21 protein-coding genes are annotated in these 25,725 nt (G+C 62.1%); 12 read left to right on the top strand and 9 right to left on the bottom strand.

The genetic code is table 11. The annotated features are described in order from the left end of the window. The first annotated feature begins 126 nt into the window (after positions 1–126). Positions 127–3,174, top strand: coding sequence for an aminotransferase class III-fold pyridoxal phosphate-dependent enzyme (locus tag JOY50_RS14105; protein ID WP_243055436.1), 3,048 nt, complete (start codon positions 127–129; stop codon positions 3,172–3,174). A gap of 139 nt (positions 3,175–3,313) precedes the next feature. Here the strand turns inward: JOY50_RS14105 and JOY50_RS14100 are convergent, their stop codons facing one another. Beyond that, positions 3,314–3,754 carry an Lrp/AsnC family transcriptional regulator gene (locus JOY50_RS14100; RefSeq protein WP_024717903.1) on the bottom strand — a complete coding sequence of 147 codons (441 nt, stop codon included), beginning with the start codon at positions 3,752–3,754 and terminating at the stop codon, positions 3,314–3,316. Between the two features lie 288 nt (positions 3,755–4,042). Here JOY50_RS14100 and JOY50_RS14095 point away from each other — a divergent pair, with 288 nt between their 5' ends. The 4 genes from JOY50_RS14095 (at position 4,043) to JOY50_RS14080 (ending at position 6,980) form a co-directional block, all read left to right on the top strand. Continuing rightward, entirely contained in the window at positions 4,043–4,831 is a 789-nt protein-coding gene (locus JOY50_RS14095; RefSeq protein WP_132845781.1) for an ABC transporter substrate-binding protein, read from the top strand. Between the two features lie 65 nt (positions 4,832–4,896). Continuing rightward, on the top strand, positions 4,897–5,544 hold the full coding sequence (locus tag JOY50_RS14090) for an amino acid ABC transporter permease (protein ID WP_019473559.1): 648 nt from the start codon (positions 4,897–4,899) through the stop codon (positions 5,542–5,544). A gap of 9 nt (positions 5,545–5,553) precedes the next feature. Beyond that, positions 5,554–6,213, top strand: coding sequence for an amino acid ABC transporter permease (locus JOY50_RS14085; RefSeq protein WP_243055435.1), 660 nt, complete (start codon positions 5,554–5,556; stop codon positions 6,211–6,213). Positions 6,214–6,224: 11 nt separating this feature from the next. Continuing rightward, positions 6,225–6,980, top strand: a complete 756-nt coding sequence (locus JOY50_RS14080; protein WP_243055440.1) for an amino acid ABC transporter ATP-binding protein — start codon at positions 6,225–6,227, stop codon at positions 6,978–6,980. Positions 6,981–7,015: 35 nt separating this feature from the next. Here the strand turns inward: JOY50_RS14080 and JOY50_RS14075 are convergent, their stop codons facing one another. From JOY50_RS14075 to JOY50_RS14040, 8 genes are all read right to left on the bottom strand, one after another. Next, positions 7,016–7,945: an electron transfer flavoprotein subunit alpha/FixB family protein gene (locus JOY50_RS14075; RefSeq protein ID WP_138736437.1), complete on the bottom strand. Its 930-nt coding sequence runs from the start codon at positions 7,943–7,945 to the stop codon at positions 7,016–7,018. After that, positions 7,946–8,695, bottom strand: a complete 750-nt coding sequence (locus tag JOY50_RS14070; RefSeq protein WP_132845774.1) for an electron transfer flavoprotein subunit beta/FixA family protein — start codon at positions 8,693–8,695, stop codon at positions 7,946–7,948. Between the two features lie 130 nt (positions 8,696–8,825). Beyond that, positions 8,826–10,151, bottom strand: coding sequence for an MFS transporter (locus JOY50_RS14065; protein ID WP_243055434.1), 1,326 nt, complete (start codon positions 10,149–10,151; stop codon positions 8,826–8,828). Between the two features lie 67 nt (positions 10,152–10,218). After that, positions 10,219–11,250: a 4-hydroxy-2-oxovalerate aldolase gene (gene dmpG, locus JOY50_RS14060; RefSeq protein ID WP_138736434.1), complete on the bottom strand. Its 1,032-nt coding sequence runs from the start codon at positions 11,248–11,250 to the stop codon at positions 10,219–10,221. A gap of 10 nt (positions 11,251–11,260) precedes the next feature. Next, the gene (locus tag JOY50_RS14055) at positions 11,261–12,190 is read right to left on the bottom strand and encodes an acetaldehyde dehydrogenase (acetylating) (protein ID WP_243055433.1); all 930 of its coding nucleotides are present in this window, start codon (positions 12,188–12,190) and stop codon (positions 11,261–11,263) included. A gap of 38 nt (positions 12,191–12,228) precedes the next feature. Then, on the bottom strand, positions 12,229–13,020 hold the full coding sequence (locus JOY50_RS14050) for a fumarylacetoacetate hydrolase family protein (protein WP_243055432.1): 792 nt from the start codon (positions 13,018–13,020) through the stop codon (positions 12,229–12,231). Positions 13,021–13,088: 68 nt separating this feature from the next. Beyond that, positions 13,089–13,862, bottom strand: coding sequence for a glucose 1-dehydrogenase (locus JOY50_RS14045; protein ID WP_243055431.1), 774 nt, complete (start codon positions 13,860–13,862; stop codon positions 13,089–13,091). A 42-nt stretch (positions 13,863–13,904) separates the two neighbouring features. Beyond that, on the bottom strand, positions 13,905–14,885 hold the full coding sequence (locus JOY50_RS14040) for a flavin reductase (protein ID WP_016499795.1): 981 nt from the start codon (positions 14,883–14,885) through the stop codon (positions 13,905–13,907). A 217-nt stretch (positions 14,886–15,102) separates the two neighbouring features. On the opposite strand from JOY50_RS14040, the gene JOY50_RS14035 reads away from it, so the two are divergent. From JOY50_RS14035 to JOY50_RS14005, 7 genes are all read left to right on the top strand, one after another. Beyond that, on the top strand, positions 15,103–16,539 hold the full coding sequence (locus JOY50_RS14035; protein ID WP_138736430.1) for an aldehyde dehydrogenase family protein: 1,437 nt from the start codon (positions 15,103–15,105) through the stop codon (positions 16,537–16,539). Between the two features lie 62 nt (positions 16,540–16,601). Continuing rightward, positions 16,602–18,197 (top strand): amidase, encoded by a 1,596-nt coding sequence (locus tag JOY50_RS14030; RefSeq protein WP_138736429.1) that lies wholly within the window; start codon positions 16,602–16,604, stop codon positions 18,195–18,197. Positions 18,198–18,329: 132 nt separating this feature from the next. After that, positions 18,330–19,517: an acyl-CoA dehydrogenase family protein gene (locus JOY50_RS14025; protein WP_243055430.1), complete on the top strand. Its 1,188-nt coding sequence runs from the start codon at positions 18,330–18,332 to the stop codon at positions 19,515–19,517. Between the two features lie 90 nt (positions 19,518–19,607). Further along, positions 19,608–21,317 (top strand): FAD-dependent oxidoreductase, encoded by a 1,710-nt coding sequence (locus tag JOY50_RS14020; protein ID WP_138736427.1) that lies wholly within the window; start codon positions 19,608–19,610, stop codon positions 21,315–21,317. 9 nt (positions 21,318–21,326) lie between these two features. Then, the gene (locus JOY50_RS14015) at positions 21,327–23,021 is read left to right on the top strand and encodes an FAD-binding protein (protein WP_243055429.1); all 1,695 of its coding nucleotides are present in this window, start codon (positions 21,327–21,329) and stop codon (positions 23,019–23,021) included. Beyond that, on the top strand, positions 23,018–24,046 hold the full coding sequence (locus JOY50_RS14010) for a ferredoxin--NADP reductase (protein WP_243055428.1): 1,029 nt from the start codon (positions 23,018–23,020) through the stop codon (positions 24,044–24,046). Before JOY50_RS14015 ends, JOY50_RS14010 begins: the two co-directional genes overlap by 4 nt. A 21-nt stretch (positions 24,047–24,067) precedes the next feature. Continuing rightward, positions 24,068–25,702 (top strand): FadD3 family acyl-CoA ligase, encoded by a 1,635-nt coding sequence (locus tag JOY50_RS14005; RefSeq protein WP_132845742.1) that lies wholly within the window; start codon positions 24,068–24,070, stop codon positions 25,700–25,702. Positions 25,703–25,725: the final 23 nt, after the last annotated feature.

Here is a 25,725-nt window from a genome sequence, read left to right as displayed (position 1 = left end):
TCGCCGTCTTTATGCCGGTCAGAACCGGCATAATGCCTGTTGATCCCGACCGTATGCAGGGTGTCGGTTTCGGTGGTGCATGACAAGCTATTGAAAAAACAATTTGCTCGCTCGGAACGTGATGATATGACAGACCTTTCCCACCCGGCACCTCGGTTTTCGGCAAGCGATGCAGAGGGCCTCGCAAAAGATTTCTTCAATGTCTCTGGCACTGCCACGCCCCTGGACGGGGAGCGTGATCGCAATTACCGGCTGCAGACTGGCCTGGATGCAGGCTGGATACTGAAAATCGTCAATGCCAGCGAGCCCAGGGTAGAAAGCGAGTTTCAAACCGCGCTGCTCGATCACCTGGCCGTGCACGGCGGGCATCTGGGCGTGCCTCACTTGCGGGCCAGCGTAGCTGGCGACTACCTGCCGTCGGTGACCGGTGCCACAGGTGAAAAGCACGCAGTGCGCCTGGTCAGCTGGTTGGCCGGCACGCCACTTGCCGAGGCCAGGCGCTCATTCGCACTGATGAGCAACTTCGGCCAGGCACTCGGCGAACTCGATCGCGCGCTGCAGGGCTTCATGCACCCGGGTGCCATCCGCGACCTTGACTGGGATCTGCGCCATGCTGCGCGCTCCCGTTCGCGCCTGCACTTCATCAAGAGCCCTGAACGCCGGGCCATTGTCGAGCGCTTCATCACCCAGTTCGAACAGTCTGTACAGCCCAGGCTGGCTTCCCTGCGGGCCCAGGTGATCCACAACGATGCCAACGACTGGAACATTCTGGTCGATGCCGAAACTACCAGTACCGTGACTGGCTTCATCGACTTTGGCGATGCCGTGCATACCGTGCTGATAGCCGAGGTTGCGATCGCCAGTGCCTACGCCATTCTCGACATGGACGACCCGATCGGCGCCGCTGCTGCGCTGGTCGCCGGTTTCCATGAAAAGTACCCGCTGCAAGCGCAAGAGCTTGATGTGTTGTTCAACCTGATCGCCATGCGCCTGGTCATCAGCGTCACCTTCTCCGCTTCGCGGCAGGACCAGACAGACGACAACCCCTATCTGGCGATCAGTGAAGCACCTGCCTGGCGCCTGCTGGAACAGCTTGATGCGATGAACCCACGGCTGGCCACCGGCATCCTGCGCAAGGCTTGTGGTTTTGATGCCATCGAAGGCGCGGGCGATGTCCGCCGCTGGATTGCGGACAACCACAAATCCTTCGCCGACCTGGTGCGCCCGTCCGCCGCCATCCTGAACAAGGTGATTGCGCCGTTTGGCGACGCCACCCACGAGATGACCATCGCCTCGGCTGAGCAGCGCCCGGCAGACGCAACCCGTTGGTGGGAGCAGTACTCTGCCGCTCACCAGGTGCCGCTGGCCATCGGGCCATGGGGTGAGTTGCGCAGCATCTACACCGACAGCGCGTTCGAGTCCCGCTTCATCAAGGGGCAACGCCGCACACTGCATGTCGGTGTCGACCTGCTGATGCCGGCGGGTACGGCGTTATACGCGCCGGTCGCTGGCACTGTCAGAAGTGTGGAGGTTGAACCGGACCCGCTGGGGTATGGTGGCCTGGTGATGATCGAGCACACGCCACCCGGTTGCCCGCCATTTCTGACCCTGTGGGGGCATATGGCCCATGAAGCGCTCAGCCGCTTGAAAGCCGGTGACAAGCTCGAAGCAGGCGACCTGGTCGGATACATGGGCACCGATCATGAAAACGGCGGCTGGATTCCCCACCTGCACCTGCAGATGACCACCGATACCCAGCTGAGCGCGAGCGAGGTCATTGGCGTGGGCGAGCCAGAGTACCGCGAAGTGTGGGCCGACCTGTTCCCCGATGCCTCGACCTTGGCGGGTATCCCGCCGGAGACCTACACCCAGCAAGGGATGACCAAGGCCCAGATCATTGCCAGGCGCAAGGAGCTGCTGCTACCGAACCTGTCGATTTCGTACAGCGACCCGATCAAGTTCGTGCGCGGTGATGGCGTATGGCTGATCGACAACTTCGGGCGCGCCTACCTGGACTGCTTCAACAACGTGTGCCACCTGGGCCATAGCCACCCCGACGTGGTCGAGGCCTTGACCCGCCAGGCTGCGCTACTCAACACCAACACCCGCTACTTGCACGACAACATCGTCGAATACGCCGAACGCCTGACGGGTACGCTGCCAGAGGGACTTTGCGTAGCCTCCTTTGGTTGTTCGGGCAGTGAAGCCAACAGCCTGATGCTGCGCATGGCGCGCAACTACACAGGCAGTGACCAGGCGATCGTGCTGGACTGGGCCTACCACGGCACTACGCAAGAACTCATCGACCTTAGCCCTTACAAGTACAAACGCAAGGCCGGCAAGGGCAGGGCAGCGCATGTATACGAGGCGGTGGTCCCGGACAGCTACTACGCGCCTGAGCACTGGCCAGTGGAACAGCACGGCAAGCGCTTTGCCGAGTCGGTAGCAGAGCAGCTGGATGCCATGCGCAAGGCAGGCAAGGGCCCCGGGTTCTTCCTTGCAGAGTCGATCCCCAGCGTGGCAGGCCAGGTGTTCCTGCCTGACAACTACCTCAAGGAGGTCTACGCCATGGTCCGCGCCGAGGGTGGGCTATGCTTGGCCGATGAGGTGCAGGTCGGGTTTGGCCGCGTCGGTAGCCACTGGTGGGCATTCGAGACCCAGGGCGTGGTGCCGGATGCCGTCACCATGGGCAAACCGATTGGCAACGGCCACCCGATGTCGGCGGTTGTGACCACCCGTGAGGTTGCCGATGCCTTCAATAACGGCATGGAGTATTTCAATACCTTCGCCGGCAACCCCGTGTCTTGCGCGGTAGGCCTGGCGGTGCTCAATGCAATCGAGCGCGACCAGTTGAAAGCAAACGCCTTGAACGTCGGCAATTACTTGCTCGAGGGTTTCCGCAAGCTTCAGCAGCAATTTGACGCGATTGGTGATGTGCGCGGGCTTGGGCTGTTTCTCGGCATCGTCCTGGTCACCGACCGCAAGTCGAAGGCGCCGGCCACGGCCCTGGCCCGGAAAGTGGCTGATGGCGCCAGGGAACGCGGCGTGTTGATCGGCACCGAAGGCCCGCATGACAACGTGCTGAAAATGCGGCCATCGATGATTTTCAGCCGGGCCAATGCCGACTTCCTCCTTGACGTGCTGAAAGACAGCTTTACCGCAGCACTGAAGTAGCTTTTGCAGACTACGCGGTCTTTGTAGGAGCGGCCTTGTGTCGCGACAGGGCTGCGCAGCAGCCCCGGCACTCGGTGCATCTGCGCTGAAACCCTGGGGCTGCTGCGCAGCCCTTTCGCGACACAAGGCCGCTCCTGCATCACGCCTTCTGCCGGTCTATGTCACGCCGCAGCACTACCGCCGTGGTGATGTCGTCTACAGAATCGTGGCACGCCACGGCGTCCCGTACACGGTTCAAGTCATCAATCGTCCGTGCTTCGACCTCCACTATCAGGTCGAGCTGCCCGCTGACCGATGAAACCCGTTTCACTTGGGCGTTCTGTGCCAGAAGGTCCAACAGCCCAAGTGCCGGTGTACGTTTCAGCGCTACCAGGATGATTGCCCGTATGACATTGGCATCGATTTCACCGATGTCGGCGCGATACCCGCGAATGACCCCACTACGCTCCAACTGCAAAACCCGCTCGCTGGTGGCACTTCTTGACAAGCCAACTCTTGCAGCCAGCGCTTTGAGTGCCACACGTGCTTCCTTGGAGAGTATTTCGAGGATTTCCCGATCTTTGACGTCTAATTCGCGCAATGCTGACACTCCCCCCTGATCACCGGTAAATGACCGGCTGCCCCGGTAAAGTGCAGGGGGGCAAACCAGCCGAGTACTCGCTTGTTTTTAGTGCATCGCCAGACACTACTCCAGTTATTCCAAAGCCCGAAGTAGCGCCGACACTATGTCGGCCGATTCCGGCAATGTGCCACCCGAACACGCACATTGCAGGGTGATTTCAAGGTTTCAGTGTGCAAAGCTCTCAGTGAAGGTTGGGACTTCAGCGCCCAGGACAATAAGAAATAGAAACTTTCAAGGAGTGCCTCGATGCTGGCAAGAAAAACCAGGATGCTACTGGCTTCCACCGCTGTTGCAGCGGCTGCATTATTTTCTCACGGCATGGCGCACGCCGATGATCTGCAGGCCGTTCAAAATTCAAAAGTACTGCGCGTGGCAATGAGTGGCCAGTACTCCCCCTTCAGCTTTGCCAATGAAAAGAATGAAGTTGTCGGTTTCGATGCCTCCATTGGTGAAGCACTCGCCCAGCGTCTGGGTGTGAATTTAAAAATTATCACCACGCCGTTTGACGGGATTATCGCCGGGCTGTTGGCCAAGAAGTATGACGCTGTCATCGCCTCGATGACCATTACCCCTGAGCGGCTGAAAGCCGTTGACTTTGTAGGCCCCTATTACCACGCAGGCCGTACCATCGGCGTCAAGGAAGACTCTCCGATCAAGGGGCTTGATGACCTCAAGGATGTCACCGTCGGCGTCACGTTGGGCGACTCGCATGACAAATGGGCGCGTAATCGCGGCAATCTTAAAGTGCGCACCTATAAAGGCTTACCGGAAATGCTGGTGGACCTGGAAGCCGGTCGTATCGACGCGGTAGTGATGGACAGCATTCCGGTCATGGTTGCGGTAAAGGAAACCGGGCAGAAAGTACGCATCATCAGCTTGCCGGACGAACAGGGTGGCCGTGAAGGCCTGGGCATTGCCATTCGCAGAAACAACCCTGAACTCAAGGCCCAGTTGCAGAAGGCCCTGGACGAGATCCTGGCCGATGGCACCTATAAAGAAATCTCCATGAAATGGGTGGGTAGCGACATTCGCTGATGCACACCTGGAGTGGCCTGACCAACAGGTTGGGCCGGGTTGGCTGAATTTTGTGAGTGGTTTTTATGGACCTGTCATTGATCCATCGCACCTACCCGTTCTTTCTGGAAGCCGCCTGGGTAACTGTGCAGATTTCGTTGCTATCACTCTTACTGGGTTTACTCCTTGCAATCGTTCTGGTGGCGTGCCGGTTATCGCCATTTATCATCCTGCGGTGGGCAGCCAAGATTTACGTCAGCGTATTTCGCGGCACACCCTGCCTGGTGCAGTTGTTCATTATCTATTTTGGTGGGCCACAGATAGGTATTGAGCTTGAGCCGTTTGCTGCTGCGGTGATCGGTTTAGGCATGAATATCGCGGCGTATATGTCGGAGTCCATTCGAGGGGCTATCGATAATGTCGACCCAGGCCAGGAGGAGGGCGCACGGTCGATTGGCTTCAGCCGCAGCCAGACGCTGTTGTTCATCATCATTCCCCAGGCAATGAAGCTGATGATCAGGCCGCTTGGCGTAAATGCTATCGGGCTGATCAAGGGTTCTGCCCTGGTGTCGGCCATTTCGGTGGTCGAACTGACTTACACCGCGCAGCGCTTCATCAGTTCAACCTACAAACCGTTCGAGATATTCATGGTGTCGGCGCTGCTTTATATCGTCATGGTCTACGCGGTCAAGTACCTGGTGGAAGTGCTGGACCGGCGCTACGCAACCCAGTGAGGAGTGCCAGTGGAAGGGTTCAACCTGAGTGTCATCACGCCTTACTATGAAATGCTGGCAACCGGTCTGTGGTGGACGGTTGTCATGTTTCTCTGTTCCAGCGTCATCAGCCTGACGGTGGGTGTGTTATTTGCCTTGATCGACCTGTATGCGCCGAAAGCCATGGCACTGCCTGTGCGTTTCGTGACCTGGCTGTTGATGGGCACGCCATTGTTGCTGCAACTGTATCTGATCTATTACGGGCTGGTTCAGGTCGGTATCGATATCCCGGCGCTGGCTGCGGGGATAATGGGGCTAAGCCTGCATTTTGCGGTGTACAACGCCGAGGTGATCAAGTCCGGGATCGAGGCGGTGGACCCAGGCCAGATAGAGGGCGCGCGCTCGATTGGCCTTAGCAAGGCCATGACCCAGCGCTACATCATTGTTCCGCAGGCGCTCAGAAAAACCATTGCGCCGCTGGGGAACAATCTCATTGTGTTGCTGAAGGATACTTCACTGGTATCGATCATCGGTATTGCCGAACTCGTCTACAGCGCCCAGTTGGCCGTCAGCGAAACGTACAGCCCGTTCGAATTCTATATCGCCGTCGCAGTGATCTACTACGTGGCCAACCTGGTGCTCGAGGCCGGGTTGCATCTTATTGAAGCCAAGGTCGAGATGTCACGATGAACAACAACGCTATGGTAGAAGTGAAGGGCGCTCGCAAAGCCTACGGCACACTTGAGGTGCTCAAGGGCATCGACCTGTCGGTCTCGCGTGGGCAGATCTTCGCTATCATCGGCCCGAGTGGCTCTGGCAAAAGTACCCTGCTGCGGTCGATCAACCATCTCGAAGTGCTCAATGGCGGTGAAATCTGGCTGGATGGTGCTCAGGTCAACCGGCCCTTGAAAGGCCGCGCCTTCGAGCAGCACATCAATCGGGTGCGCCAGCAAATGGGCATGGTGTTTCAACACTTCAATCTGTTCCCGCACCTCACCGTCTGTGAAAACGTCGCGATAGGACCTGTGAAGCTCAAAGGCTACTCGAAAACTGCGGCCAGAGCGCTGGCCTTGGAGTACCTGCACAAGGTCGGGCTGGCTAACAAGATCGATGAATATCCTTCGCGCTTGTCCGGTGGGCAGAAGCAGCGCGTGGCCATTGCCCGGGCGTTGGCCATGCAACCCAAGGTCATGTTGTTCGATGAAGCAACCTCAGCCCTGGACCCGGAGCTCGTGGAAGAAGTGAACCTGGTGATGAAGCAACTAGCGGCCGAGCACATGACCATGTTGATCGTCACGCATGAGATGCGCTTTGCCGGCGAGGTTGCTGACCAGATCGTATTCATGGATGGCGGGGTTGTTGTGGAACAAGGGGCTCCGGGGGACATCCTGAGGAACCCGGTGCAGGATCGTACCCGGGCTTTTTTGAAGAAGCATTTGCAAGCCGACCCTTTGTAAGAGGGCCGGGCTTCTTCAAAAACCAGGCAGGCGGGTCAGGCCAGCTTTTCCAGCTCCGGAACCGCTTCGAACAGGTCAGCGACCAGGCCGTAGTCGGCTACCTGGAAGATCGGCGCTTCTTCGTCCTTGTTGATCGCAACGATCACTTTGGAGTCTTTCATGCCGGCCAGGTGCTGGATCGCGCCGGAGATACCGACGGCGATATAAAGCTGTGGCGCAACGATCTTGCCGGTCTGGCCGACCTGCATGTCGTTCGGCACGAAGCCTGCGTCGACCGCAGCGCGCGAAGCGCCGACGGCAGCGCCAAGCTTGTCGGCCAGGCTGTACAGGTGCTTGAAGTTGTCACCGTTGCCCATGCCGCGGCCGCCGGAAACAACGATCTTGGCAGCGGTCAGCTCTGGGCGGTCGGACTTGGCCAGCTCTTCACCGACAAAGGCCGAGATACCGGCGTTGTGCGCGGCACTCACCGCTTCAACAGCCGCCGAGCCACCTTCGGCGGCGACTGGGTCGAAGCCGGTGGTACGCACGGTGATGACCTTGATCGAAGCGCTCGATTGCACGGTGGCAATGGCGTTACCGGCATAGATCGGGCGCTTGAAGGTGTCGGCGGACTCGACCGAGATGATCTCGGAGATCTGGTCCACGTCCAGCAGCGCGGCAACGCGCGGCAGGATGTTCTTGCCATTGGTGGTGGCCGGGGCCAGCACGTGGCTGTAGCCCTTTGCCAGCTCGACGATCAGCGGCGCGACGTTTTCCGGCAAGGCGTGGGCGTAGGCGGCGTTATCGGCAACCAGCACCTTGGCCACACCCGCGATCTTGGCAGCGGATTCAGCAACGCCACCGACGTTCTGGCCTGCGACCAGCACGTGCACATCACCACCGATCTTGGCGGCTGCGGCGACAGTGTTCAGGGTGGCCGGGGCAACGGCGCCGGCTTCGTATTCAGCGACAACCAGGATAGTCATTTAGATTACCTTCGCTTCGTTCTTCAGCTTCTCGACCAGTTCGGCCACCGACTTGACCTTGATGCCCGCGCTGCGGGCTGCCGGCGCTTCGACTTTCAGGGTCTTGTTGGTGGAGGCCAGGGAAACGCCCAGCGCAGCTGGCGTGACGGTTTCCAGCGGCTTTTTCTTGGCCTTCATGATGTTCGGCAGCGACGCATAGCGTGGCTCGTTCAGGCGCAGGTCGGTGGTGACGATGGCTGGCAGGTTCAGCGACACGGTCTGCAAGCCGCCATCGATTTCACGAGTGACGTTCAGCTTGTCGCCAGCAACGATGACCTTGGAGGCGAAGGTGCCCTGGGCGTAGCCGGTCAGCGCAGCCAGCATCTGGCCGGTCTGGTTGTTGTCGCTGTCGATGGCCTGCTTGCCAAGGATGACCAGCTGCGGCTGCTCTTTGTCGACAACGGCTTTCAGCGCCTTGGCCACCGCCAGGGAGTTCAGCTCGTCAGCGGCCTCTACCAGGATGGCACGGTCGGCACCCAGGGCCAGGGCGGTACGCAGTTGCTCCTGGGCAGTGGTCGGGCCGACGGAAACGACGACGATCTCGGTCGCAACGCCTTTTTCCTTCAAGCGTACGGCCTCTTCCACGGCGATTTCGCAGAAGGGGTTCATGGACATCTTGACGTTAGCAAGGTCGACGCCGGAGTTGTCCGCTTTGACGCGAACCTTGACGTTGTAGTCGACCACTCGTTTGACGCTTACCAGTATCCTCATAAGCTCTCCAGTCATTGATATTGCGAACGCGGGGCAGCGGGTGTCTGACAAGGACGGTAACGTAGGGAATGTGCGGGTGGATCGTCCGTTTCAACTAGTTGATCGGCGATTCTGCGCCAATGTTCAGGTTTCAGGCATAGGCAGAAAGCCGCGAGGGGACGGCCAGGTGCTGATAGGTCCGCCAGAGCAGCACGATCGGTATGACGATGGTAAGACTGACCAGCAGCAGGGCGTAGCGCAGCGACTCGTCCGCCAGCAATGGCATCAGTACATCGCTCAGTAGCCCGGTTGCCAATGGCCCGATACCGACCCCACACAAGGTCGAGATGATGGTCTGCAGGGCGACGGCGGTCGCCCGGCGGTGGGCGGGCACCAACTGGGTCAACAACGAGAAGCAGGGGCCGACCCACCATACCGAGAAAAAGCTGCCCAGCGCGCACCAGAGCATCGCGCTGGGTACCGGAACCGCACCCACATGCAGCAGGATGTCGCGTGGCCAAAGCAGGTAAATGATCAACGCGCAATTGCCGAGCACATGGCCGATGAGCGGAATGCCGATTTGCCACTGCTGGCTCCTGATCACCAAGCGGTCAGTCAGCCACCCACTGAACAACGCCCCGAGCCCGGCAAAGGTGCCGCCGACCAAGCCGGCCAGGAGGCCGGCGTAGTGCAGGGGCAGGTCATGCGATCGCACCAGGAAGCTGGCATTCCACATGGCAAAGGCGTAGGCGCTGAAGGTGGTGATGCCGCAAGCCAGTACCAGGCAACGGTAGGCCGGTTGTGCCATGAGTGCACGAGCACTGCCCAGCAGGCTTTGAATGGGCGGTGCAGCCTGGCTGGCGTGGCTATGGGGGAGGTCGAAGCGACCACGTACCGGGTCGCGCATCACAAAGGCAAACACCGCACTGATCAGCAGGGAGGGCAGGGCGACAGCAAAAAAAGCGCTGCGCCAGCCATATTGGTCGACCACCCAGGCGCCGGCACTAAGGGCAACGATGGTCGAAAACGTCGGTGCGGCGGTGTAGCAACTGATGGCAAAAGAACGCCGGTGCGGTGGGTAGATATCGGCAATGATCGACATCGAGGTAGAGGTGCTTGGTGACTCGAAGACTGCTACCGCCATGCGCGCGATTACCAGCATCGCAAAGCTGGTAGACAGGCCGCAGGCCACCGTTGCCAGCGCCCACAACGAGCAGGTGATGGCCAGCAGGCGTGTGCGTGACAGGCGGTCGGCCAGGCGCCCGGCAGGCAGGCCCAGCAGCACATAGACGGCAGCGAAGGCCAGGCCCGACACCAGGCCCATGGCAGTGTCGCTGGCACCGAACTCTTGTTTGAGCGGTTCGATCATCACGGCAATGATCTGCCGCCCGACAAAGTTATCGGCGTACATCATCGCGAGCACAAACAGCAGACCATGGCTGCGCCAGCCGATGGGTTGAGGGTGCGTACTGCTCATGGATGACTCCCGGTCAAACCGCAGAGATGGGCAATGGCCCAAGCTGTGCCTGGGCCCCGTGAAGCGGTCAGGCGCTGGCTTGGCGTTGCCTGGCCAGGGTCATGGCGGTGTCTTCGATCATGTCTTCCTGCCCGCCGACCATGCCGCGCCGGCCCATTTCGACAAGAATTTCTCGCGCCGGGACGCCGTACTTTTTTTCAGCACGCTTGGCAAACAGCAGGAACGAGCCGTAGACACCGGCATAGCCCATGGTCAGGGCATCGCGGTCGCTGCGGATCGGGAAGTCCATGATCGGCACCACCAGGTCCTCGGCAACGTCCTGGATACCAAATACACTCACGCCAGTTTCAATGCCCATGCGGTCGCAGACGGCCACCAGCACTTCCATGGGGGTATTGCCGGCGCCCGCGCCCAAGCCTGCGCACGCGGCATCGATACGGGTGGCGCCAGCGGCAATGGCCGCGATTGAGTTGGACACGCCCATCGACAGGTTGTGATGGCCATGGAAGCCGATTTCAGTCTCGGGCTTGAGCGTTGCACGCAACGCCGCGACCCGCGCGCTGACGTCATGGGGCAGCAGGTAGCCGGCCGAGTCGGTGATGTAGATGCAATTGGCCCCGTAGCTTTCCATCAGCTTGCCCTGGGTGGCCAGGCCTTGCGGGCTGTTCATATGGGCCATCATCAGGAACCCGACGCTGTCCATGCCCAGCTTGCGGGCCGCGCCAAGGTGCTGTTCGGAAACGTCTGCTTCCGTGCAGTGAGTGGCGACGCGAATCGTGCTGACACCCAGTTCGTAGGCCATCTGCAGGTGATCGACCGTGCCGATGCCCGGTAGCAGCAGTGCGGAGACCTTGGCATTTTTCATCAGCGGGATGACCGCCGACAAATACGCCTCGTCGCTGTGCGCCGGAAAACCATAGTTCACCGAACTGCCACCCAGGCCATCGCCATGGGTCACCTCGATCAACGGCACACCGGCGGCGTCGAGGCCACAGGCAATGTCTTTCATTTGCTGCAGGGTGATCTGGTGGCGTTTGGGGTGCATGCCGTCACGCAGGCACATGTCGTGGACGGTGATGGATTTGCCGTGAAGGTCCATGGTGCGCTCCTTAGGCGATGGCAGGTTGTGGGGTGCTGGCACGCAGGGTCAAATCGTCTTTGAGCATTGCTTCGGCAAACATCTCGGCGGTGCGCGCGGCGGCGGCGGTCATGATGTCGAGGTTGCCGGCATATTTGGGCAGGTAGTCGCCCAGGCCTTCGACTTCCATGAAAATCGACACCCGGTTGCCGTCGAACACCGGGCCGTTGACCAGCTTGTAGCCGGGCACATAGCGCTGGACTTGCTCGATCATGCCGGCAATCGCGGCGGTGATGGCTGCCTGGTCAGGCTCGGTTTCGGTCAGGCAGTGCACGGTGTCGCGCATGATCAGCGGCGGCTCGGCGGGGTTGACGATAATGATTGCCTTGCCCTTTTTTGCGCCGCCAACCTGTTCCACGGCCGCCGCGGTGGTGCGGGTGAATTCATCGATGTTCTTGCGCGTGCCCGGGCCGACCGATTTCGAGGCCGCCGTGGCAATGATCTCGGCGTAGGCCACCGGCTGCACGCTGGTCACCGCGGCCACCAGCGGGATGGTCGCCTGGCCGCCACAGGTCACCATGTTGACGTTCATCGCGCCCAGGCCAAGGTTGTGCTTCAGGTTGACCGGGGGCACGCAGTAGGGGCCGATGGCTGCCGGAGTCAGGTCGATCATCAGCACACCCAGGGCATTGAGTTTGCGGCTGTTTTCGGCATGCACATACGCGGAGGTAGCATCGAAGGCGATCTGGATGCCGTCTTCCAGTACATGCGGTAGCAGGCCATCGACGCCCTCGCTGGTGGTTTTCAAGCCCAGCGCGGTGGCGCGGGCCAGGCCTTCGGAGGTGGCGTCGATACCCACCATCCAGACGGGCTCCAGTACTTCACTGCGCTTGAGCTTGTAGAGCAGGTCGGTACCGATGTTGCCGGGCCCGATGAGGGCGCATTTTATCTTTTTACTCATGGCGTTGTTCTCGATCGGAAGAAGGGAGGGCCGCAGGCTCAGGGCACGAAGTTCAGGTGCATCTCGCCCATGCCGCTCAGCGACAGGCTGACGAAGTCACCCGGTGCGACCGGTACCAGTGGCGCGAGGGCGCCGGACAGAATGATTTCGCCCTTGCGAAACGGGATGCCCAGTCGGCCCAGGGTGTTGGCCAGCCAGGCCACGGCGGCGCAAGGGTGGCCTTGCACCGCCGAGCCCAGGCCGCTGCCCACCGGCAGGCCGTTCTTGAACAGGTGCAACTGGACCTCGGCCAGGTCCAGTTCACGCGGATCGACGCGCTGCTGGCCCAGGGCGAAAACACCGCATGAAGCGTTGTCGGCAACGGTGTCCTGAATGCGGATCTGCCAGTTCTCGATACGCGAGTCGACAATTTCGAAGCACGGCATAACCCACTCGCTGGCCGCCAGCACATCGTTGGCGCTGATATCGGTACCTTGCAGGTCTTCGCCCAGTACAAAGGCAATCTCGCCTTCGGCCCGTGGCTGCACCAGATGGTGGGCAGCAAAGCTGATGTCGCTGCCATCGGCAACCTGCATACGGTCGGTTAGAAAACCAAAATCGGGCTGATGCACATTGAGCATTTCTTGCACGGCGCGGCTGGTCACCCCGATTTTCTTGCCGATCACTTGCTCGCCCACCGTTTGACGACGCGCCAGAAATCGCCGGGAAATCCGGTAGGCGTCGTCAAGGCTGATAGCCGGGTAACGCAGTGTCAGCGGGGGCAGGCTCTGGCGTGCGTTCAGGGCGTGGAACAGCTCGTCGCCCAGTGTTTCAATCAGTTGCGCATCCATAGGGAGGTCGCTCTGTGGCAAGTGGATAACAGGCCGGGCCATCTGCAGGCACGCCCGGCAAACAGGCCTCAACCCGGCCAGACACTGGAATCGGCGCCGCCATCGACATCGATGATCTTGCCGGTGACCCAGGCCGAGGCGGGGCTTGCCAGGTAAAGGGCCGCGGCGGCGATGTCCTCTGGTTGGCCCAGGCATTTGAGCGGGGTGTTGCTTTCCATCGTCTTGCGCATGGCATCGGGCATGACCCCGGCCAGGGCGTCGGTCAGGATTGGCCCCGGCGCCACCGCATTGACCCGGATCTGCGGCGCGAACTCTTGTGCCAGCAGGCGTGTCAGGTGAGTCAGCGCAGCCTTGGCGGTGCCATAGGCGCTGAAGTGGCGCTGGGCGTAACGGGCGGCGACCGAGGTGATGTTGATGATGTTGCCGCCCCCGGCGTCGCGCATCAGGGGTACGCACAGCTGTGAAAGGGCATAGGCGGCGCTGACATTGAAGTTCAACACCTGCTCGAAGTCTTGCGGGCTCATCTTAAGCGGGTCGTTGGGGCCGCCGCCGCCGGCATTGTTGACCAGATGGGTGATGCGCCCCAGCTGTTCGGCGGCGTTGGCGACCAAGGCGCAGCGCTGCTCGCTGTCGGTGACATCGCAGCTCAAGGCCAGGGCGCGCCGCCCTCGGCTGCGCACCTCTTCGGCGACGGCCTCGACATCTGCCAGCGAACGGGCGCTGCAGACCACATCAGCGCCGGCATCGGCGTAGGCCAGGGCAATGGCACGACCGATGCCGCGGCCGCTGCCGGTGACAATGGCGACACTGCCAGTGAGGTTGAAGCGTTGCAGAATGCTCATGGCTGTCCTTGTTGTTCTAATGGTTCAGGGAATTCACAGTGCTTAGCGCGGCGCCCACAGGTCCGGCAAGCCCGGGTCGGAGGTGGCGATCAGGCGCTTGAGCAACACCTTGAGTGCCTGGCTGTCGCCGGCGCCGAGACGGGCGGCGATGTCCTCCTCGACGGCTTTGGCCAGGGCTACCTCTTGCAACGAAGCCTCCCGCCCGTCGGCTGTGAGTACATAGCGGACCTGCTCATTATCAAGCTCACGGGCGACCAGGTTCTGGCGTTCCAGGAAGCGCATGCTGGTGGCGCTGACCACATGGCCGGTGTAGCCGACGAAGGCGTTGATCTCGTCCAGGGTCAGGTTGTCCCGAATGCACAGGGTGGAGAGGATGAAGAACGCGTGTTCATCGAGCTGCTGGTTCTTCAGCAGACGGCGCAGTGCAAACAGCATCTGGTAGTGCGAGCGCCCGAGCAGGTAGCCGAGCAAGTCTTCGGTGTAACTACACTCGGGCGGTGGCGGGGTAGTTGCCAGGCGCAGCTCGTTGCGCGGCTTGCGCATTGCCAAGGCGTACTGGCCACTCTGGAAGGCCAGCGGCGCGCGGTCGCTATGGTCGAAGGCGAGCACTTCGCCGACGAAGATGACATGGTCGCCGCCTTCATACTGGAAGGCCGTGCGGCATTGGAAGCGCGCCGTACAGTCTTGCAGCAGTGGTGCCTCGCTGATGCCGGTGTCGAGCTGGATTTCGGAGAACTTGTCTTCACCCTGGCGGGCAAAACGGCCGGACAGGGTTTCCTGCTCTGTCGACAAAACGTGCACGTTCCAGTGGCGACCACCGCTGAACACCGGCAGACTGCGGGCGTTCTTGGACAGACTCCAGAGCACCAGAGGTGGGTTGAGCGAGACCGAGTTGAAGCTGTTGGCGGTGATGCCAACCGGCGAGCCATCTTCGGCCTGGGTAGTGATGATGGTCACTCCCGTGGTAAAGGTGCCGAGCGCGGCGCGAAACGCTTGAGGGTCGAAACAGGCGGGCGTTGCCATGATGGGCCTCATGGAATGAGTGTGCGTGCTGGCAGTATTCCCAGCGTCACGGGGCTTTGCATCGTCTCAACGGACTAACGTTTTTGGCTCGATCGTCCACTTGGACGAGGCGGTCTCCGGGGCCTGGGGCTAGTTTGCGGGGCAGGGCGTCGTGCAACGACGGCCATGGTGGGCACAGCGGCGACATGCTGGCCCTTGTTCAGTTGAGGAGGCACCAATGAGTTGTGCAAATTCTTCCGTCGACACGCTGTCGGCCTTGCTGCGTGAACAAAAGGCCGCGTTCAACGCTCAAGGGGCTGTCACTGCCGTGGCGCGCCGCGCGCGGATCCAGCGGGTGATCGACATGCTGGTGGCGCATCACGAAGCGCTGGCCGAGGCGATGGATGCCGACTTTGGCGGCCGCCCCCAGGGTTTTTCGTTGATGAATGATGTGCTGGGTTCGCTGGGTTCGCTCAAGCATGCGCGCGACCACCTCGAGGGATGGATGCAGGATGAGCCGCGGCCAGTCTTCAGCCCCTACGATCAGCTGGGCGCCGAGGCCTGGGTGATGTATCAGCCCAAGGGTACGGTGGGCATTCTGGGCACCTGGAACGCCCCGCTGTATACCTTGCTCAGCCCCCTGGGTTCGGCGTTGGCGGCGGGTAACCGGGCGATTCTCAAACCTTCGGAGGTAGTGCCACGCACTGCTGCGCTGGTAGCGAAGCTGTTTGCCGAGGTGTTTGATCCGCTCGAGGTGGCTGTGGTCACCGGTGGCGCCGACCTGGCCCAGGCATTTACCGCACAGCCGTTCGACCACCTGGTTTTTACCGGCAGTACCGCGGTGGCCAGGTCCGTGATGCGTAACGCGGCCGAGCACCTGGTGCCGTTGACGCTGGAACTGGGCGGGAAGTCGCCGGTCATCGTCGCCCGCAGCGCCGACCTGGGCACCGCAGCGTTTCGTATTGCGCTTTCCAAGACCACCAACAGTGGCCAGGTCTGCATCAACCCGGACCTGGTCTACGTGCCACGCGAGCAGCTGGAAACCTTTCTTGAGGCCTTTGCCAGCGCTTACCGCCAGTTCATCCCTGAGGTGAGCGACAACCCGGACGTGGTCGCGGTGGTCAATGCCCAGCACCTGGCCCGTGTTGAAAACCTGGTTCAGCAGGCGCTGCAAGCCGGTGCCCGGGTAGTGAGCCTGCCCTACGCGCAAGCGGCTGATGAGCAAAACCGGCGCCGACCGCTGCAACTGGTGATCGACCCGCCCCAAGGCAGCCTGATTCTGCATGAAGAAATCTTCGGCCCGGCAATGGTGGTGCTGCCCTTTGATGAGGTTGACCAGGTCATCGCCCAGATCAACAGCCGCCCGCGGCCTCTGGCCCTTTACTACTTTGGCAGCGACGCCAAGGAGCAGCGCCAGGTGCTGGAGCACACACTGTCCGGCGGTGTCACCCTCAATGATGTGATGATGCATGCCGCCTTGCATGATGCCCCGTTCGGTGGTGTTGGCGGGTCAGGCATGGGCCACTACCACGGTCGCGAAGGCTTTATCGAATTCAGCCACCTGCGCACCGTACTCAAGGCGCCCGAGCATGACCCGCGCGGTGAGTGGGGCCTGCTGCCGCCTTACAGCGAACACTTCCTGGCCGCGATGAAAGCGCAGATCACCCCGGACTGATCGGGGAAACCGGCGCGCGCTGAGCGAATCGAACAGACACAATAAAAAACGGAATTCTGCACATGGAAAAAAACGCATTGCCACTGGCCGACACGCTTGCCCCAGCGGGTGCCGACGCCGCTGACGGATGGCCGCGCCGCCAGGTGCTCAAGGCCGGCGCGGTGGCGCTGGGCGTCGGGTTACTGGGGCGCTTCGCCGATGCCTGGGCCGCTGGCGGCTTGTCGGCCAGCGATTACCTGGGCCTGGATGCCTGGTCCATGGCCAAGGGCTTGCAGGCCGGTCACTTCAGTGCCGAAGACTTGCTCGGCGCAGCATTTGCCCGTTGTGACCTGGTCAACCCGAAGATCAACGCAGTCAACATGCGCCATGACGATTATGCCCGCGCGTTGCTGGCGGCCAGGCAGAAGGCCGGCACCCTGACCCAGGGCTCGCTGGCGGGCGTGCCGATCCTGCTCAAGGACCTCAACACGTACTTGCAGGGCACGACCACCAGCAACGGCAGCCGGCTGTTCAAGGATGCGCCACCGTCGAGCGTTACCAGCACCTTGATCCGCCGTTATGAAGCCGCCGGGGCAGTGCCTTTCGGTAAAGCCACCAGCCCGGAGTTCGGCCTGACCACCACCACCGAGTCGCTGGCATGGGGGCAGACCCGCAACCCCTGGAATCTGGCGTTGAGCTCGGGTGGTTCGTCCGGTGGTTCCGCTGCGGCGGTGGCCGCCGGTATCGTCCCGGTCGCCCATGCCACCGACGGTGGCGGCTCGATCCGGATCCCGGCGTCCTACTGCGGGCTGGTCGGCCTCAAGCCAACACGCTACCGCACGCCGAGCGGGCCGGCACGCCTGGAAGGCTCGTTTGGCGCCAGTGTCGCCAACATGGTCTCGCACAGCGTGCGCGATACCGCGTTGTTTCTTGATGCCGGTCAGGGTCACGAACCAGGGAGCCCGTACTGGAGCTCACCGCTGGTACGTCCCTACGTTGAGGAGCTGGGCCGTGACCCGGGCCGTTTACGGGTTGCGCTGGTGCGGGAATCGCTGACCGGGGCACCGCTGGACCCGGCGATTGCCAAGGTTCTGGAGGACACCATCAAGCAACTGCTGGGCCTTGGCCACGAGGTGGAAGAACTGCGCTTGCCGATTCAGGCCCAGCAGCTGTTCGGCGCCCACGGCGTGGCCATCGGCAACTCGTTGCTGGTCACGGTCAATGACCGGGAGAAAGCCCTGGGCCGCGCGTTGGGGCCACAGGACCTGGAAAGCATCACCTTTGGTGTGCTGGAGCGTGCAGCGAAGGCCACGGGTGAGGGCGTAGTGCGTGCCCGGCATGCGTTCGAAGACATCAGCATGGCAATGGAACAGCAGTTCGAGCGCTTTGATGTGATCCTCTCGCCGGTCACCGCCAGCCTGACACCGGCCTTGGGCGAGCTCTCGCTCAACCAGCCTTACGAAAGTTACGCCCGCAAGGCCATGGGCAGTGCCGCGTTCACCGTGCTGGCCAACGTCAGCGGCCAGCCGGCTATTTCCTTGCCGTTGGGCATGAGTGACAGCGGCCTGCCAGTGGGCATGATGTTCACCGCTCGCCTGGGCGGGGAAGACGTGCTGCTGCGCCTGGCCTCGCAGCTGGAGCAGGACCGCCCGTGGGCCGCCAGGCGCGCCGCGATCTGAGCTTGAAAAGGCGCCAGGGACGGCGCCGTACCGTGTTTCCCTAGTCCGCTTTGACGATGAATATTCGCCTGCTGCATTCGATCATCAACCAAGACTCGCGCAACCGCGCAACGAGATTGGGAGAACGAACGGATGGACAGCATGCGAGTAAAAACGCCGGAAGAAATCGAACTGCTTGAACACGCCCGGCGCCTGGTGCCCGCGCTCAAAAGCCGCACCGCGCGCGCTGACCGCGAGTTCCGGGTACCTGACGAAACCATCTTCGAATTGCAACAGGCCGGCTTGTTGCGGGCCTTGCAACCACGTGCGTTTGGCGGCTACGAAGTCGATCCGCGGACGTTTTTCGAAATCCAGATGATCCTCGCCGAGGGCTGCATGTCCACAGCGTGGATTTATGGCGTGATGGGCGTACACCCCTGGCAGCTGGCGCGTTACCCGATCGAGGCCCAGCGCGATGTATGGGGCCAGGACCATACCACCCTGATCTCGTCCACCTACATGCCCGTGGCCAAGGTAACCGTGGTTGAAGGCGGTTATCGCATCAGTGGTCGCTGGGGCTTTTCCAGCGGCAGCGAACACTGCCAATGGTGCTTCCTTGGTGGGGTGCTGCCCGCCGATGGCGACCAGCCGGCGGAGCACGGCACCTTCCTGATCCCGCGCAGCGACTACCGTATCGAGCACAACTGGGACGTGCTGGGCCTGCGCGGCACCGGCAGCCACGACATTGTGGTCGAAGATGCCTTCGTGCCGGCACACCGCGTGCAACGCACCAATAACTGCACGCTGGAAGCGACGCCAGGACGTCTGGTGAACACCAATCCGATTTATGCCATTCCTTTCGCCCAGGTGTTCACGCGCGCGGTGTCGTCATCGGCCATCGGTGCCTTGCAGGGGGCGATCAACGAATTTCGTGCCAATGCGGCTGCGCACATCGGCAAGCACGGCATGAAAACCGCCGATGACCCGGTGGCGCAAACCACCGTTGCCGAGGCGACGATCATCGTCGACAGCCTGAGGCTGGTACTGGAGCGCAACTACGCGCACCTGATGACGCTGGCTGAAGCGGGTGAGTACCCGGACGTGGAAACCCGCCTGCTGTACCGCTACCAATCCTCGTATGTCACCAATATCTGCGCCGAGAAGGTCAACGAACTGCTGCGCTGCATGGCCGCTTCCGGGCTGTACAACACCAACCCTGTGGCGCGCCTGTTCCGCGACCTGCACCAGGCACGTGGGCATATCGCCAACAACTACATGGCCTTCAGCCGCAGCCTTGGCGCCGTGCAACTGGGCCTGCCCAACCCTGATCCTTACGTATGAGCCGTGCCCGGGCCTGGCTGCAGGCCCGGGTATGCGCACCCCTGGCCGGCACGCCGGGATATTTCCGATCACAGCCAAGGCACAACAACAATGACAGCTAAAGCTCAGCCTGTTTCACACTACGACGTGATCGTCGTCGGCTCCGGTGCCGGTGCAATGACCTCGGCGCTGTTTGCTGCCGAACAGGGTCTATCGGTACTGGTTGTCGAGAAAAGCGACAAGTTCGGCGGTACGTCGGCGATATCCGGCGGCGGCATCTGGATTCCCAATAACCACTACTTTGCCGCCAAAGGCGGTGGCGACAGTGTGGAGCTGGCACTGCAGTACCTCAAAGCTGCCACCGGTGAGCATGGCGATGACAAGCGCTTGCGTGCCTACGTCAAGCACGCGCCGCAGATGATCCGCGCCCTGGTGGACAACAGCCATGTGCGTTACGCCGTGGCGGCGAAGTACCCGGACTACTATCCGCAACTGCCAGGCTCGCTGGCCGGCGGCCGCACCCTCGACCCGGAACTGTTCGATACCAGCCTGCTCGGTGATGAACTGGCCAACCTGCGCACACCCTCACCCTCGACACTGCTGATGGGGCGCATCGCCTGGACCGCACGGCATGCGCACAAGGCCATGTCGCGCTCCTTTGGCTGGCGCCTGCTGATTCTCGGCCTGATGCTGCGCTACAAGCTCGACTTCAAATGGCGCCGCAAGAGCCGGCGCGACCGCCGCGCCGCCTTGGGCAGTGCGCTGGTTGCATCACTGCGCCGCTCGTTGATGGACCGTAACATTCCACTGTGGTTGAACACCGACTTCCAGAACCTGATCACCGACAACGGCCGGGTCATTGGCATGCAGGTTAGTCGTGACGGGCAGACGCTGCAGCTGCATGCCCGCCATGCGGTGATCTTCGGCTCCGGGGGGTTTGAACAAAACCAGGCTTTGCGCGAGCGCTATCTACCGCAGCCGACCCTGCGTGACTGGAGCGCCACGCCACCGGGCAACAACACCGGTGCTGCGTTGCAAGCCGGTATCGAACTGGGTGCGGCGACCGCCCTGATGGATTGGGCCTGGTGGGCGCCGACCATTACCGTGCCCGGCGAAGAAAAACCCCGTGGGGTATTTGCCGAGCGGGCGTTCCCTGGTGCCATCGTGGTCAACAGCCTGGGCCGGCGCTTTGTCAATGAGGCAGCGCCGTACCTGGAATTTGTCGACGCCATGTACCGCGACAACCAGCACACCGGTGGCAAGTCGATCCCATCCTGGGTGATCTTCGACGGCCATTTTCGCTTCAACTACGCCATGGGGCCGTTGATGCCGGCCCAGGTCATGCCCGACAGCCGACTGCGCAAGGAATGGCTCAATACCTTGTATTTCAAGGCTGACAGCCTGGCGGCGCTGGCGGCGCAGATCGGCGTCGACCGCGCAGGGCTCGAGCAGACCGTGCAGAAGATGAACGCCTACGCCCGCAGCGGCGTCGATGCCGACTTCGGCCGTGGCGGCAACGTGTTCGACCGTTACTACGGCGACAGCAACGTCAAACCCAACCCGTGCCTGGCGCCCCTGAGCAAGGGGCCGTACTACGCGATGCGCCTGGACGCTGGCGATATCGGCACAAAAGGTGGGCTATTGACCAACGAACACGCCCAGGTTGTGAGCCAGGACGGCGAGGTCATTCCTGGCCTGTATGCCATTGGCAACTGCTCGGCGTCGGTCATGGGCACCAGCTATCCCGGCGCGGGCGGCACGTTGGGGCCGGCCATGACGTTCGGCTATATCGCGGCCCATCACATTGCTGCCAACCGTTGAGGAATCGCCATGCGAGCCGCTGTCAAATCGACATGTACCGATATCCAGCCGGCGTTGCAGGTGGCCGATGCCGACGCCATGCTCTGGGATGACCACTGTGATGTGCTGGTGATCGGCTGGGGCGCGGCCGGCGCCTGCGCTGCCCTTGAGGCCCGCGCCCAGGGTGCTGACGTGGTGGTCGCCGACCGTTTTACCGGCGGCGGTGCCAGTGCCAAGAGCGGTGGCGTGGTTTACGCCGGCGGTGGCACCCGCCAGCAGCAGGCCGCAGGCTTCAGCGACACGCCTGAGGCGATGTTCGCCTACCTCAAGCACGAAACCCAAGGTGTGGTCGCCGATGCCACCTTGCGGCGTTTTTGCCAGGACAGTGCCACCAACCTGGCCTGGCTGGAGGGCCATGGCGTGCCTTATGCCCACAGTATGCCGCCCGGCGGCAAAACCTCGTATCCAGCCGATGGCCAGTTTCTGTATTACTCCGGCAATGAGCTGGTGCCGTCGCACCGTAGCGAGTTGCCGCCGGCCCCGCGTGGCCATCGCACGGTGGGCAAGGGCCAATGTGGCGCGGTGCTGTACGCGCACCTGAAGGCTGCTTGCCTGCGCAACGGTGTGCGCCCGCAAGTGCAGTCCGCTGCGCGGCGTCTGGTGAGCGATCGCACGGGCAGGGTCGTCGGCGTGGAACTGTGGTGCCTGCCGGCCGGCAGTGCCCAGGCGCGGTTGCATGCCAAATTGGCCGCGCGTGCCGAACGGCTGCAGAACTTTGCCCCGCGCTACTGCGATACCTTGCGCAAACGCGTGCGCCAGCTGGAAGTCGACTTTGCCCGGCCGCGGCTGGTACGCGCCAGGCGAGGGGTGGTGTTGAGCACCGGTGGCTTCATCTTCAACCGCGAAATGGTCAGCGAGCATGCCCCCAAGTTTCGCCGCAACTTCAAAGTCGGCGCGACCGGCTGCGATGGCAGTGGCGTACGCCTGGGCGTGAGTGTCGGTGGGGTCAGCGACCGACTGCAGCGGGTGTCGGCCTGGCGGTTTATCAACCCACCGTTGTGCTGGCCCAAGGGCATTGTGGTCAACACCCTCGGGCAGCGCTTCGTCAACGAAGAAGTCTATGGCGCCACCCTGGGCCAGCCCCTGTGTGAAGAGCAGGGCGGCAAGGCCTGGCTGGTGCTGGACGCACGCCTGCGCAAGCAGTCGATCAAGCAAGCGCTGTTCGACGGTTACTGGTGGTTCCAGAGCTTGCCGGCATTGCTGCTGATGCTGCGCGGTGTGCGCAAGGGCCAGAGCATCGAGCAGTTGGCCCAGGCCACGGGCATGCGTGCGGATGTATTGCGCAGCGCATTGCAAGCCTACAACACAGCTGCCCGGGGGGACGCCGAGGATGCCTTCGGCAAGTCGCAAAGCAGCCGTCAGGTACTCGATCAGGGCCCTTACTATGCCTGTGACATCTCTGTCAGCAACCCGCTGTTCCCCCTCGGGGCGTTGACCCTGGGCGGCCTCAAGGTCAATGAAGACAGCGGCGCGGTGCTGGGCCCTGAAGGCCTGCCAATACCCGGTTTGTACGCCGCCGGCCGTACCGCCATCGGCATTCCCTGCCATTTGTACGTCAGCGGCCTGTCGCTGGCCGATTGTGTGTTTTCCGGGCGACGTGCCGGGCGGTCGTTGACGGCGGCCACGGCTGACATCGAAATCGAACCCAGCGAGCTATTGATATGAGCCTGGATTACCTGTCAGTACGTGTAACCCGCGTGATTGAAGAGACCGCCGACAGCCGCTCCCTGGAGTTCGAGGTGCCAGAAGCGCTTGCCGAGCGCTTGCGCTATCGACCTGGGCAGTTCCTGACCCTGCGTGTACCTCACCAGGGGGGTTGGTTGCCGCGCTGTTACTCACTGTCGAGCACGCCGCTGCTCGATGAGCCATTGCGGGTCACGATCAAGCGGGTGCGCGATGGGCGCGCCTCGAACTGGCTCTGTGACGCGGTGCAGGCGGGCGATACCTTGCAGGTGCTGGCGCCGGCCGGGGTGTTTGTGCCGCGCCAGTTGGGCGCCGACCTGCTGCTGTTCGGCGGCGGCAGTGGCATAACCCCGGTGCTGTCCATCCTGCGCTCGGCGCTGTTGGCGGGCACTGGGCGTATTCTGCTGATCTACGCCAACCGCGACGAAGCGTCGGTGATATTCCGTGACTCGCTCAAAGCCCTGGCCAGCGCGCACCCACAGCGCCTGCAAGTGATCCACTGGCTCGACTCGGTGCAGGGCATTGCGTCAGTGAGCCAGTTGGCCGAACTGGCGCGCCCGTTCGCGAGTGCCGAGGCGTTCATCTGCGGCCCCGGACCGTTCATGGATGCTGCCGTCGCAGCCTTGCAGGCGTTAGGCATGCCGAGTGCGCAGGTCCATGTCGAGCGCTTTGTCTCGCTGCCCGAAGAGGGCGAAGTCGCAGTGCCGGCAGCTGTCGATACCCGCCACCCGAGCAGCCAGCTTTCGGTGCGCCTGGACGGTGAAGAGTTCGAGGTGCCCTGCGCCGAAGGCGAAACCCTGCTCAACGCCATGCGCCGGGCCGGCCTGAGCCCGCCAAGTTCTTGTCTGGTCGGCTCCTGTGCCACCTGCATGTGCACGGTCGAACGGGGTGAGGTGCAGATGTTGCGCAACGATGCTCTTGACCAGCAGGAGATAGACCAGGGCTGGACGCTGGCTTGCCAGTCCCTGGCCCGCAGCGAGCACCTGCGGGTGCTCTTTCCCGAATAACCCGATGGCGAGTTTGTCACTATGACTGCATGTTCAGCATTACCGGGCAGCGTGCATGCCTGGAACCTGTTGCCTTTGTCGATTCCTGCCTTGTTGTTCGCCAGTGCCGAACGCTTTGCCGGTCGGGCAGCGATCGAGGAAGACGGCATTGCCACCGACTACCGGGATTTGCCCGGGTTGGCACTGGGTGTCTGCCGCAGCCTGATGGCACTGGGGATCGAGGCGGGCGACCGCGTGGCGATCTGGGCACCCAATTGCCGCGACTGGGTGATCGCCGCCTTGGGCGTGCATTGCGCGGGGGCTGTGCTGGTACCGATCAATACCCGCATGAAAGGCGCCGAGGCGGCCGATATCCTGGCGCGCAGCCAGGCGCGGGTGCTGTTGACGCAGGGGGTATTTCTGGGGCTGGACTACCCGGCCATGCTGGCGCCGCTACGTCCGGCCAGTCTGGAACAACTGGTAGTGTTCGGTACACAGCCGCCGCAGTTGGCCAGCGACCTGGATTGGGCCGGTTTTCTCGCCAGGGGCGAGTCTGTCAGTGAGCTGCAAGCCCGCCAGCGTGCGGTGGCGGTGGGGCCGCGGGATTTGTCCGACTTGCTGTTCACCTCCGGCACCACCGGCAAACCCAAGGGTGTGATGAGTGCCCATGGGCAGAACCTGCGGGCTTACAACGAATATGTGCGGGTCATTGGCCTGCGGCCGGGTGACCGTTACCTGATCATCAACCCGTTTTTTCATGCCTTTGGCTACAAGGCCGGATGGCTGACCTGCCTGCTGGCTGGCGCGACTATCCTGCCGCATGCGGTGTTCGATGCTGAAGCGGTGTTCCAGCGCATCGCCGCCGAGCGCATCAGCGTGCTGCCAGGGCCGCCCACGCTGTACTTGTCGATGTTGGCCCACCCGCACCTGGCCCAGACTGATCTGTCGAGCTTGCGCATCGCTGTGACCGGTTCATCGACGATCCCGCCGGTGCTGATCGAGCGCATGCGGCGGGAGCTCGGGGTAGATGTGGTGACCACCGCCTATGGGCTGACTGAGTGTGGGGGCCTGGCGACCATCTGCAACCCGGGTGACCCCGCCGACATTGTTGCCGGCACCAGTGGCCGGGCCATCGAAGGCACTGAAGTGTGCATTCGTTCGGCGGATAACCAACCGGTCGCCACGGGCGTGTCGGGGGAAATCTGCCTGCGCGGTTTTCATGTGATGCGGGGTTATTTCAATGACCCGCAAGCGACCGCGCAGGCCATTGATGCCGAGGGTTGGCTCCACACGGGCGATATCGGCAATCTGGATGTACATGGCAACCTGCAAATTACCGACCGCCTCAAGGATATGTTCATTGTCGGTGGCTTCAACTGCTATCCGGCAGAGATAGAGGCTGGTTTGATCCAGCATCCGGCCATCGCGCAGGTAGCGGTGATCGGGGTTGCGGATGAGCGCATGGGGGAGGTGGGGTGTGCCTGCGTGGTATTGCGTGCCGGTCAGCTTCTGGATGAGCCGTCTCTGATCGCCTGGGCCAGAGAGCGGATGGCCAACTACAAAGTGCCGCGACAGGTTCGGTTCTTCGAATCATTGCCGGTGAATGCCTCGAACAAGGTGGTCAAACCTGAGCTGCGTGAGGCGGTTCTGCAGGCTGAGGGCGGGCTGGCCTCGTGATGAGGCCCTGATTGAACAACCGC

This window comes from Pseudomonas sp. BP01 (assembly GCF_022760795.1).
Lineage (GTDB): Bacteria > Pseudomonadota > Gammaproteobacteria > Pseudomonadales > Pseudomonadaceae > Aquipseudomonas > Aquipseudomonas putida_Q.
The sequence above is the reverse complement of the archived record's forward strand: the minus strand, read 5'-3'. Positions and strand labels throughout refer to the sequence as shown.

What these genes read in the sequence shown, in the direction of transcription:
- JOY50_RS14080 (WP_243055440.1), top strand. Translation starts at nt 6,225, where the DNA reads ATGGTAGAAGTGAAGGGCGCTCGCAAAGCCTACGGCACACTTGAGGTG.
- dmpG (WP_138736434.1), bottom strand. Translation starts at nt 11,250, where the DNA reads ATGGACCTTCACGGCAAATCCATCACCGTCCACGACATGTGCCTGCGT.
- JOY50_RS14020 (WP_138736427.1), top strand. Translation starts at nt 19,608, where the DNA reads ATGACAGCTAAAGCTCAGCCTGTTTCACACTACGACGTGATCGTCGTC.
- JOY50_RS14005 (WP_132845742.1), top strand. Translation starts at nt 24,068, where the DNA reads ATGACTGCATGTTCAGCATTACCGGGCAGCGTGCATGCCTGGAACCTG.
- JOY50_RS14065 (WP_243055434.1), bottom strand. Translation starts at nt 10,151, where the DNA reads ATGAGCAGTACGCACCCTCAACCCATCGGCTGGCGCAGCCATGGTCTG.
- JOY50_RS14075 (WP_138736437.1), bottom strand. Translation starts at nt 7,945, where the DNA reads ATGACTATCCTGGTTGTCGCTGAATACGAAGCCGGCGCCGTTGCCCCG.
- JOY50_RS14025 (WP_243055430.1), top strand. Translation starts at nt 18,330, where the DNA reads ATGGACAGCATGCGAGTAAAAACGCCGGAAGAAATCGAACTGCTTGAA.
- JOY50_RS14035 (WP_138736430.1), top strand. Translation starts at nt 15,103, where the DNA reads ATGAGTTGTGCAAATTCTTCCGTCGACACGCTGTCGGCCTTGCTGCGT.
- JOY50_RS14030 (WP_138736429.1), top strand. Translation starts at nt 16,602, where the DNA reads ATGGAAAAAAACGCATTGCCACTGGCCGACACGCTTGCCCCAGCGGGT.
- JOY50_RS14010 (WP_243055428.1), top strand. Translation starts at nt 23,018, where the DNA reads ATGAGCCTGGATTACCTGTCAGTACGTGTAACCCGCGTGATTGAAGAG.
- JOY50_RS14055 (WP_243055433.1), bottom strand. Translation starts at nt 12,190, where the DNA reads ATGAGTAAAAAGATAAAATGCGCCCTCATCGGGCCCGGCAACATCGGT.
- JOY50_RS14105 (WP_243055436.1), top strand. Translation starts at nt 127, where the DNA reads ATGACAGACCTTTCCCACCCGGCACCTCGGTTTTCGGCAAGCGATGCA.
- JOY50_RS14045 (WP_243055431.1), bottom strand. Translation starts at nt 13,862, where the DNA reads ATGAGCATTCTGCAACGCTTCAACCTCACTGGCAGTGTCGCCATTGTC.
- JOY50_RS14095 (WP_132845781.1), top strand. Translation starts at nt 4,043, where the DNA reads ATGCTGGCAAGAAAAACCAGGATGCTACTGGCTTCCACCGCTGTTGCA.
- JOY50_RS14090 (WP_019473559.1), top strand. Translation starts at nt 4,897, where the DNA reads ATGGACCTGTCATTGATCCATCGCACCTACCCGTTCTTTCTGGAAGCC.
- JOY50_RS14050 (WP_243055432.1), bottom strand. Translation starts at nt 13,020, where the DNA reads ATGGATGCGCAACTGATTGAAACACTGGGCGACGAGCTGTTCCACGCC.
- JOY50_RS14040 (WP_016499795.1), bottom strand. Translation starts at nt 14,885, where the DNA reads ATGGCAACGCCCGCCTGTTTCGACCCTCAAGCGTTTCGCGCCGCGCTC.
- JOY50_RS14015 (WP_243055429.1), top strand. Translation starts at nt 21,327, where the DNA reads ATGCGAGCCGCTGTCAAATCGACATGTACCGATATCCAGCCGGCGTTG.
- JOY50_RS14070 (WP_132845774.1), bottom strand. Translation starts at nt 8,695, where the DNA reads ATGAGGATACTGGTAAGCGTCAAACGAGTGGTCGACTACAACGTCAAG.